This window comes from Dehalococcoidia bacterium (genome assembly GCA_021295915.1).
Classification (GTDB): domain Bacteria; phylum Chloroflexota; class Dehalococcoidia; order Lucifugimonadales; family UBA1123; genus VXRN01.
In genome coordinates this window covers 38,178-48,018 of sequence record JAGWBK010000048.1, presented here as the reverse complement: position 1 = coordinate 48,018, position 9,841 = coordinate 38,178, and the positions used below count along the sequence as shown (strand labels likewise).

General features: G+C 60.0%; 10 protein-coding genes. 9 read left to right on the top strand and 1 reads right to left on the bottom strand.

Going from position 1 to position 9,841, the window contains the following annotated elements:
• On the top strand, positions 1–412 hold a 412-nt coding region (locus J4G14_12840; GenBank protein ID MCE2458677.1), incomplete at its 5' end, for an HAD family hydrolase.
• A 141-nt stretch (positions 413–553) separates the two neighbouring features.
• On the opposite strand, the gene J4G14_12835 is transcribed toward J4G14_12840, so the two are convergent.
• Complete coding sequence (locus J4G14_12835) at positions 554–1,132, bottom strand: NYN domain-containing protein (GenBank protein ID MCE2458676.1); 579 nt, start codon at positions 1,130–1,132, stop codon at positions 554–556.
• Positions 1,133–1,617: 485 nt separating this feature from the next.
• Here J4G14_12835 and J4G14_12830 point away from each other — a divergent pair, with 485 nt between their 5' ends.
• The 8 genes from J4G14_12830 to J4G14_12795 all read left to right on the top strand — a co-directional run bounded on the left by J4G14_12830 (position 1,618) and on the right by J4G14_12795 (position 9,800).
• Positions 1,618–2,460, top strand: a complete 843-nt coding sequence (locus J4G14_12830) for an MBL fold metallo-hydrolase (GenBank protein ID MCE2458675.1) — start codon at positions 1,618–1,620, stop codon at positions 2,458–2,460.
• 312 nt (positions 2,461–2,772) lie between these two features.
• Positions 2,773–4,185, top strand: coding sequence for a DUF1800 domain-containing protein (locus J4G14_12825; protein MCE2458674.1), 1,413 nt, complete (start codon positions 2,773–2,775; stop codon positions 4,183–4,185).
• Between the two features lie 16 nt (positions 4,186–4,201).
• The gene (locus J4G14_12820) at positions 4,202–5,224 is read left to right on the top strand and encodes an SMP-30/gluconolactonase/LRE family protein (protein ID MCE2458673.1); all 1,023 of its coding nucleotides are present in this window, start codon (positions 4,202–4,204) and stop codon (positions 5,222–5,224) included.
• A 170-nt stretch (positions 5,225–5,394) separates the two neighbouring features.
• Positions 5,395–6,537 (top strand): Gfo/Idh/MocA family oxidoreductase, encoded by a 1,143-nt coding sequence (locus tag J4G14_12815; protein ID MCE2458672.1) that lies wholly within the window; start codon positions 5,395–5,397, stop codon positions 6,535–6,537.
• 202 nt (positions 6,538–6,739) lie between these two features.
• Positions 6,740–7,207: a Gfo/Idh/MocA family oxidoreductase gene (locus J4G14_12810; GenBank protein ID MCE2458671.1), complete on the top strand. Its 468-nt coding sequence runs from the start codon at positions 6,740–6,742 to the stop codon at positions 7,205–7,207.
• A 670-nt stretch (positions 7,208–7,877) separates the two neighbouring features.
• Complete coding sequence (locus J4G14_12805) at positions 7,878–9,053, top strand: aminotransferase class III-fold pyridoxal phosphate-dependent enzyme (GenBank protein ID MCE2458670.1); 1,176 nt, start codon at positions 7,878–7,880, stop codon at positions 9,051–9,053.
• Between the two features lie 180 nt (positions 9,054–9,233).
• Positions 9,234–9,506 carry a type II toxin-antitoxin system RelE/ParE family toxin gene (locus tag J4G14_12800; protein ID MCE2458669.1) on the top strand — a complete coding sequence of 91 codons (273 nt, stop codon included), beginning with the start codon at positions 9,234–9,236 and terminating at the stop codon, positions 9,504–9,506.
• Positions 9,507–9,518: 12 nt separating this feature from the next.
• A complete protein-coding gene (locus tag J4G14_12795) occupies positions 9,519–9,800 on the top strand; it encodes a HigA family addiction module antidote protein (protein ID MCE2458668.1) in 282 nt (93 codons plus the stop codon).
• Positions 9,801–9,841: the final 41 nt, after the last annotated feature.

Genomic DNA, 9,841 nt, shown 5'->3' with positions numbered 1-9,841 from the left:
CCTGATGACCGAAGACATCGAAATCGAGGGTGTCCTGGAAACGCTGGACGTACTCGCAGGTGAGTACAGGATGGGCATAGTCACCACCTCCAAACCGCCTGACTTCGCCCTGATACACGAGAGGCGATCCATCCTGGATCATATGGAGTTCTATTTGACTCGGGAAGACTACGAGCGAGCCAAACCACATCCTGAGCCCTACTTGAGAGGACTCGAACGCTTTGGCGCTACTGCCGCTGAAACGGTGGCTATTGAAGACTCGGCGAGAGGGTTGAAGTCGGCAATAGCGGCCGGTATTGACTGCATCGTGGTTGCAAACGAGTTCACTGCGGCTCACGATCTGTCCAAAGTAACTGCCAAGGTCGCTACGTTCAGGGAACTGCCATCTGCCATAAAGGACTTAACAAGTTAAGCCAGGAGCCTACGCCAGCATCCGTGAGAGAGTGGTCATGAAGAATAAACTCGCCTCTCGGTTCAGGAACAATCGTGCGGCGTAAACCGACTCTAAAGAAGGCTTCCTTCGATATGGGAGAAGCTGACAGAGGTACAGAGGTCACATCGCGGATCGTGATAGAAACTCTCGTGTTAACTCGAAGCGCACGTCAGCAGCTACCCAAAGTTCTTCAGCGTGAGTAGATCGCCTTTCGCTAGTACGACCGGGGCCGTGGAAGAGCCAAACTGCGATTCCTTCCTGTTTGGCGACCTCGACGGCTGGGATGAAGTCACTATCCCCTGCAATCAACACCGCATGAGTGATCTGCCTCTTGCTGCTGAGTAGAGCAAAGTCGAGCCCCAGCATTAAGTCAACACGTTTCTGTTGGAACATAGGCCTTCCACTTTGATCGTAGCCGCGAAGTGCCAGCCGACCCTCTCTTACCTGAAAACGTTCAATTCGTCTCAATACTTGGAAGAAGCTACGTTTGCGTGCAAACCTCTCACTTTCCTCCTGCGTAGCTGGATCACCCTGGTATGGGAGACTGTCGTAGTAGTACGTCCGCAACAGGTCGAGGGTGCCAGACGTCCTATCGGTGACAATGTTCAGGATCTCATCAACGAACTTGGCAAAGTGGACCCTGACGCCAAGTTGACGCGAGATTTGCTCGAAATACCCACCGTCAATGTAGATCGCCAATCTAGCCATGTCATTCCTTTGGTAGAACCCAGACGAACAGAGAGCCGAAGAAATCACGCTTCGGCTCTCATGCATTCTAACCTGACATGCCATCGGGCTTTGCCCGGCCACCTATTGGCGTAATTGCCTATGGTTGAGGGACGGGCTCCGCACTTGAGGGGACGCCAGGGGGTATGTTGCATACAGTATTAGCACGGTCTTTCATGGGTGTCAATGGAATTTCCGCGTGGGAACCTGTCTCATATTAGTAGGCAGTGTCAACGAAAGCTGCCCCACCAACCCCTGGATTCCGGCTTTCGCCGGAATGACGAACGATACTCCACCCGTCGTTCTGGTACAGTCTCCCTCTTGCGCACACAACACAGTGGAGTCAATACGCTCATAAGCACCGTCGCTGACGCCCACTACCGCATATGCCACCCCGAACGAGACGATCGCGGGCGTGTAATATACTGGGCGAACGTTGAAGGAGAAGGAGCATCCGAATGACCATGACACCGGGGACTGAACTTATAGAACTGGAAACGGGCGTATTTGCACGGCTGCATCAGGGTCTTACCAACGCAGGCATCATCATCGGCGATGACGGTGTGCTGGTGATCGACTCGCTGCGCGTTCCCTCGTTCGCGCGGGACCTGATTCAGGACGTCAAACACATCACCGACAAGCCGATTCAGTACGTTGTGGACACCCACTCGCACTGGGACCACTCGTGGGGCAACGAGGAGTTTCCTGACGCCACGATCATCGGGCACGAGAACTGCTACAACGAGATGGTGGACGTCGAGTGGAACAGGCAGTGGCGTGAGAGTGTGATGAGCTCAGGCGACTCCTGGTCCGAAGAGGCAGGGCTGGTGAACATCACGCCTCCCAATCTCACGTTCGAGACCAGCATGAGGCTCTACTTCGGCGGGAGGGAGCTGCATCTCAGGTACCTGGGGAAGGCACATACGAGCGGCGACGTCCACATACACCTTCCGGACGACGGCATCGTTTTCTGCGGTGACGTCGCGCAGGACGGCGGTGTCCCCTATCTGGGCGATAGCTACCCGGATGAGTGGCCCGACACGGACGACCGGCTGGTCGGTCTGCCTATCGAGCGATTCATGTCCGGACACGGCCCGGTCGGAGAGCACTCTGCGCTGGAGGAGGCGAGGGACTTCATCAATGACCTCTTCGGCAGTCTCAGGACCGCGATCAGTGAGGGCAGGAACGCCCAGGATGCGGCGTCTTCGGTGGTTGCCGCGCTCACTCCCCGCTACGGAGGCTGGCGCAGCTTCGAGCGCCTCGAGGAGACCCTTCCGGACGTGTACCAAAAGATGGCCTGAGGCGGGGCCACGACAGGGGACCGCCGCTACGAAAGCATAGGCTACCTCTAAGCAAGGACTCTTCGTTTTCGAGTATCAGATGAGCAGCTCGTTCGTGGTGAGCCGTTCGTCCAGTTCACGAGACCTTATCGAACCATGAACGAGCGGCCCTTCGACAAGCTCAGGGTGAACGAGAGTATGAACGATGGGGCGAAAACGAAAAGACCCTATGCCCCTAAGCGCGCGATTTGAGCATACTCTCAAGTCGCAATACAATGGGGACGAAGCCCCTTCGTTTCGCACGCAGCCATCTCAGCAAGGAGGGTACCCGCCATGCCTGACCAGGACATCGCGTTGCTAGCACACCTTATGCGCCGCGCCGGGTTTGGGGCGACGCCCGATGAACTCGATCGCTACGCCGACATGGGATACGAGGCGTCTGTCGAGGAACTGCTGCATCCTGAGAACATGCCGCCCGCGCTTGAGGACGAAGACCTCATCCGACGCTACCACGTCGACGAGAACGGCCTGCTGATCGTGGATAGCTGCCAGGCGTACCTCGTCTACCGCATGATCAACACGCGCCGCCCGCTCGAAGAGAAGCTCGCCCTATTCTGGCACAGCATTTTCGCCACGGGCTACACCAAGCTCAACCAGCCCAAGTCGATTCTGAACCAGATAGAGATGTTCCGCAGGAACGGGCTCGGAAGCTTCCGGGAGCTGCTGGTCGAGGTCTCCAGAGACCCTGCGATGATCTTCTGGCTCGACAACAAGGACAACCACAAAGACGCCGTGAACGAGAACTACGGCCGGGAGATCCTGGAGCTGTTCTCGATGGGCGTCGGCAACTACACCGAGGACGACGTAAGGCAGTGCTCGCGAGCGTTCACCGGCTGGACCATCCGCAACGCCACACACCACACGGTGCGAGCTTCGGTGGACTCTGTGTGGCCATACGGCCGCCTCGACTGGCAGTACGAGTACCGTGACGACGACCACGACGAGGGTGAGAAGACGTTCCTGGGGCACCAGGGCGAGTTCGACGGCGAGGACGTCATCGACATCATCTGCGAGCAGACTGCGACTGCGCGGTTCATATCGCGTCATCTTTACAACTTCTTCGTCGCCGACGAGGCGCAGGTGCCCGCGTGGGAGACCGTGCCGCCTCGTGACCCTGCCGCGATCGACACGCTGGTCGACAGCTACTTCGCGAGCGGCGGAGAGATTCGCGCCATGCTGCGCACCCTTTTCAACTCCGACTTCTTCAAGAGCGCCAGGTTCGAGAAGGTGAAGAGCCCAGCGGAGATGGTAGCCGGGGCCGCGCGGCAGTCCGGCGGCTTCGCGTTCCCCGAGGTCGAGGACATTCAGCTTGCGCTCCAGACCGGCAGCATGGGCCAGATGCTGGTCGATCCGCCGAGCGTGGAGGGCTGGCACAGCGGTCGGGAATGGGTCACCACCGCGAGTCTCGTCAACCGCGTCAACTTCGCGGTGCAGCAGTTCACCGACGACACAAAGCCAGGAGTCAGGTCCATCGTCGAGCGCGTCCAGGCTCGCGGACCGGGACTCACACCTGATCAGATGGTGGACAGCTGCCTGGAGTTCATGGGGTCGATGAGCGTCTCGCCAAGCACACGCCAGGAGCTCGTCAAGCACGCGGCGAATGCCAACGACGACGGCGAATCGTCCGAGAGCGTAATGGAGCTACTGCAGCTCATAGTCGCGACCCGCGAATACCAGATGGCATGAGGCTCGGAGGCACGCCATGGTCACCACGGACCAACTCTACAGCTACAGCCACACCATAGGCCTGTACTCGTTACAGGGACGTGGGTTCAACAACCCGGTCGACATGACCTTCGGCAAAGACGGCGTATTGTACGTGCTCAACCGGGCCGGGCCCGAGGTCTCGTCAAGGCTGGCCTATAAGCGCGTCACCATGTGCAGGGCGAACGAGGAGTACCTGGGCGAGTTCAGCACCGGCGGCGTGGAGGACGGCCAGATGATGTGGCCGTCGTCGATCGCCACAGACCGTGACGGCAACGTGTACGTATCCGACGAGGCGCTGCAGCGAATCACGATCTTCGACAGCCGCGGGCAGTACCTGGGTAAGTGGGGCACCAGGGGCCGTGGGGACGGCGAGTTCAACCGTCCCTCGGGCATAGCCTTCGACGCCGACGACAACCTGCTTGTCTCCGACAGCCTCAACTGCCGGGTGCAGCGCTACACTCGCGAGGGGCGCTTCCTGGAGTCGTGGGGACGTCCAGGACAGGCGGACGGCGAGTTCAACCTGCCCTGGGGCATACACGTCGACGCCGATGGGGACGTGCTCGTGTCAGACTGGCGCAACGACCGCGTGCAGCGCTTCGACGCCGGGGGACGGCATATGGCCACCTACGGCACGCCGGGCGACGGTGACGGTGAGTTCAACCGTCCGGCGGGGGTCACCACGGACTCCGAAGGGAACATACTTATCGCCGACTGGGGCAACGAGCGCGTGCAGGTGCTGCGTCCAGACGGGAGCTTTCTTGCCAAGATGCGCGGCGAGTCTGGCATATCCAAGTGGGGCTACGAGTACTACGACGCCAACGCCAATGAGCTGCGCGAGCGTCTACAGTCGGACATGGAGCCGGAGCTTGGGCCCATGGCGCAGGGCAGCTCGCGGGAGGAGTCGGCCAACATCGAAAAGCTGTTCTGGGGTCCGACCTCGGTGAAGGTGGACGACGAGGGCAGGCTGTTCGTGGTGGAAAGCTGCCGGTTCCGCGTACAGGTGTACCAGCGCTCGTAGACGGGTATTACGGCCTTCAGTCCAGTGTTGCGCCCAACTGCCCCGCAGGTAGAACATAGGCCGCACCAGTCCAGCCGGGTCAAGTCCGGGGCAGGCTCTAACCTTCTCCCGCCAGGGGAGAAGGGACATTTGAGACAGCCTCAAGGTTGTACCTGCAAAGGGAGGCCAACATGTCCACCTATCGCGCTGCGATCATCGGCCTTGGCCGCATGGGGAGCACCTTCGACGACGAGATCACCCGTGGAGGGTCGCTGTACCTGCACTACTGCCACGCTCCGGCCTACACACATTCGCAGAGGGTGGAACTTGTCGCTGGCGCAGACATCCACGACGAGCAGCGATCGATATTCGGAGAGCGATGGGGACTCACCGACGATCACCTCTACTCGGACTTCGAGGAGATGCTCGACAGAGAGAAGCCGGACATCGTTTCGATCTGCACGACCGCGCGAGTCCGCCCCGACATCGTCCAGAGAGTCGCAAAGGCCGGTGTGAAGGCGATATGGGCCGAGAAGCCCCTGGCAGTCAGTCTCTCGGAGGCTGACGCGATCGTGCGCGTTTGCCATGATGAGGGAGTGTCGCTGGCCGTGAACTGTGCCAGGCGATGGAATCCCATGTACAGCGAGGCGCGGAGAATCATTCAGGAAGGCCACCTGGGAAACGTGCTGCAGATCACGGCCCACGCCGCCTGTACCCTGTCCCATAACGGCGTCCACCTACTGGACACGATCAGATTCCTGGCGGGAGGCGATGTGCAGTGGGTACTCGGCGAGATGGAATCCAATGAGGCTGCCGGCTCCGACGATGACATAATGGGCAACGGCTACCTGGCGTTCGACAACGGCGCACGCGCCTTCGTAAGAAGCATGGAGTCGGGCGGAGCCGAGTGGGACTTCGATGTCATAGGCGAGCACGGCAGGATCCGCACGCCTGACGACGCACAGTCCTGGGAGCTCACCAGCTTTGTTGACGAGCCGTTCCCACGTGTGGCGCCCAAGAGACCGGGGGCGATAGATCGCAAGAATCCGATCAGGCACCAGTTCCCGTTGCCCACCCACATACAGGGGATGGGACTGACCATAATCGACGACATCCTCTCGTCGATCGAGAACGGACACCATCCAAAGTGCTCAGGTGAGGACGCGCTCAAGGGCCTCGAGATCGCCATCGCGATGCGAGAGTCGCACCGGCGCGGCTTCGTCCGCGTGGACCTGCCCCTCGAGGATCGCAGCCTGAAGATGGTGTCTGTCGAGACCGTGGACGACGACGTGCCAGCCCGTGTTCGGCGGGAGAGGGCAGACGCGCCGGTCTGACCACATATACCCGCTCTCTCAGGAATAGGGTTCTGACAGGGGTAGGGGTAGGTATCCGCAAATCGTCACTCCGGCGAAAGCGGAAATTCAGGGGACGGGGGTGTACTTCGACAGGCTCAGAGCCTGCCCCGGACGTGATCCGGGGACGAACGAATATCAGTTGATCTACCCCTGGGAGAGGACTGGGGAGAGGGTGAAAGCAATGAAGAGGTACCGGGTAGCAATCGTCGGGCTTGGCCGGATCGGAAGCACTCTCGACGAGTCCATAGCCAACGCGTGCGCCGCTTCGGAAAGGCTGGAGCTTGTGGCTGGCGCCGACATCCTTCCTGATAGGCGCGATGCCTTCGGGGAGACGTGGGGCATCGACGGCGTCTACGAAGACTACAGGGAGATGATCGCCAGGGAAAGCCCCGACATGTCGCGGTCTGTACGACAGCCTCCGGACTGCCCAAGCCTGTCGAAAAGGCGCCCAACAGGGACTTCCGGGAGGACTCCCACGCCGAAGTCGCGACTCACGCCGCCAACGCCGGCGTGCCCATGCTCTACGTCGAGAAGGTCATCGCAAGCTCAGCAACTGCCGCTGACGGCATCCTGGAAGCGTGCAGGGCCAACGGCACCATCGTCAACACCGGCGTTCTCATGCGATTCGACGACCGGTTCGGCATCGTGAAGGACGCCATAGCGAGGGGTGACATCGGGGAGCCGACACACGCGGTTGCCTACACCCGAATCAGCAGCCTGATGCACATGCAGATCCACTCGATGGACATGCTGTCGTACCTGATGGGCGACCCGGGCATCGTCTCCGTGCGCGGAGAGCTTCTTCCGCGCAACCTGGAGATCAGGGACAACCGGCTGGACGAAGACCCGGACTCCGCCTACCACATACGCTTCGCAAACGGCGTCGAGGCGTGGTCAGTTCCGGCGGGTCCCCGTGACTTCGAGATCATCGGCACCGAGGGGTCCATCAGGTCACTGAACCAGGGCGCAGGCGCGATCTACAGGGAGCCTGAGTCTGTGGACCCGAGCCAGATGACATCTGGACATATCAAATTCCTCGAGATTCCAACGATCGAAAACCCTACGAAGCAGTCAACCTTCACCTGTATCGAAGACCTCGTAGACGCGTACGAGAGCGGACGGGCTCCGCGTGGCGGTCCGATCGGGGTTGCCCACAACCTCACCGAAGCGTGTCTAGCGGTGGCCGAGAGCCACCGTCAGGGCGGCGCGTGGGTGGACCTGCCAATGTCGAACAGGAGCATGTACGTCTTCCACGTTTAGGCGTTTTCTTTGTCCCGTTACTCAAAGCCGGAATGCATTGTTCACGGAAGGATCAGGAAATGCCCGAAGACTCCCACAAAGCTGAACTGTTGGAACAGGCTAAGGCGCACCTGTTCCGATCCTCGAAGGACTTCGGGGAGCCCATCATCGCTCACGGACGGGGCGCAACCGTGGTCGACACAGATGAGAAGGAGTATTTCGACTTCGGCTCGGGTCAGATGGCCGCCAGCATCGGGCACAACCATCCGGCCATCACCGAGGCCCTGAGGCGGAGCTCCGATCGCATCCTCCACCTCAATACCAACTTCGTCAGCGAAGAGGTGGTCGGGTTGATGCAGGGATACCACGGTCACACGGGCGGGGCAATGAGCGTCACCTTCTCCAACCGGAGAGGCGGGTACGGCCCCTGGGTGCCGGGCGGTATCGCCATACCCACGCCCTACTGCTATCGATGTCCCCTAAACCTGACCTTCCCGTCCTGCGACTACGCCTGCGCGAGGCTCGGGTTCGACATGGTGGAGGCCCAGTCCACAGGGTCCCTGGCTGCCTTCATCGCCGAACCCATCCTCAGCGCGGCGGGTATCCTCGAGCCTCCGCCAGGTTACTTCCCGCTGGTGAAGCAGATGTGCGAGGAGCGCGGGATGCTGTTCATCCTGGACGAGGCGCAGACGGGCATGGGAAGAGTGGGGGCCACATTCGCCTTCGAGCAGGACGACTTCGTACCGGACATCCTGGCGCTGTCAAAGACACTCGGAGCGGGGCTTCCCCTGTCGGCGATGATCACTTCCAAGGAGATAGAGGAGACTTGCCACGACAAGGGAATGGCCTTCATATCGTCACACCAGAATGATCCGTTCGCGGCGGCGGTAGGGCTCGCGGTGATAGAGGTGCTGGTGACAGAGGGGCTGGCAGACGAGGCGAGGGCCAAGGGTCAGTACCTGAAGGATGCGTACATGAGTATGAAAGAGGACCACCCGATCATCGGGGACGTGCGGGGACGCGGACTGCTGCTCGGCATGGAACTGGTCAAGGACCCGGAGACAAAGGAGCCGGCCGGAGAGGAGACACAGAAGCTCACCAAGAAGTGCCTGGAGAACGGCCTCATCCTACAGCAGGCGTCCTACGCCTCAAGCGCCAACGTCTGGCGCATAGCACCCCCAATGACGGCAACCTACGAAGAGCTGGACCGCGGGGTGGAGATACTGGACAGGTCGATGACGGAGCTGGGGATGTAGGGTGTAGGTGGAATGTATATATGAGCGACGAGGAGTGTGCTGCGATATCCGACGTCCCAGTGGTATCGGGTCACAACCTCCTCGACCTTACGGCAACTCACTCTGCATGCTGGGTTTAGTCCACATAGTTAGCCGGATCCATATTGAGAGCCTTAGGCCTCTTAAGGCATAATATGCCTTATGGAGTTCAGACATCGGGGGCTGAGGCGACTAGCGGAGCACGACGATCCGAGTCGACTACCTCCGGAGTTACTTGGTCGTATCAGGCGAATCCTGGCGCAACTCGCGGCCGCACGCTCCTCTCGGGATATGGACTTACCCGGTGCGCGTCTACACCCTTTAACAGGTGATCGTACCGGTCAATGGAGTGTTCGAGTAACTAGCAACTGGCGAATAGTCTTCCGATTTGAGGAAGGTGTGGCAGTAGATGTGGACCTGGTTGACTATCATTGAAGGAGGCCCCCCATGATTAACCCACCACACCCGGGGGAGAGCGTACGGGAGTGCATAGACGAGGTCGGCATGACGGTGAAGGAGTGCGCCATGCGAATCGGGGTTACTCCGAACAACATGTACAGGCTCGTGAACGGACGCATTGGGATCTCTCCGAAGGTTGCCCTGGGCCTTGAGAGCTTGGGTTGGAGCAACGCGGAGTTCTGGATGCGACTACAGGCCCAGTACGACTTGGCACAGCTTCGTCTGCAGAACTCGCCGAGTGAAGCAGACATCGCTGCAGTTGAATCCTAGCTAGGGAAGTATCTTCATCCGCCGGCGATGTCTATCTTCAT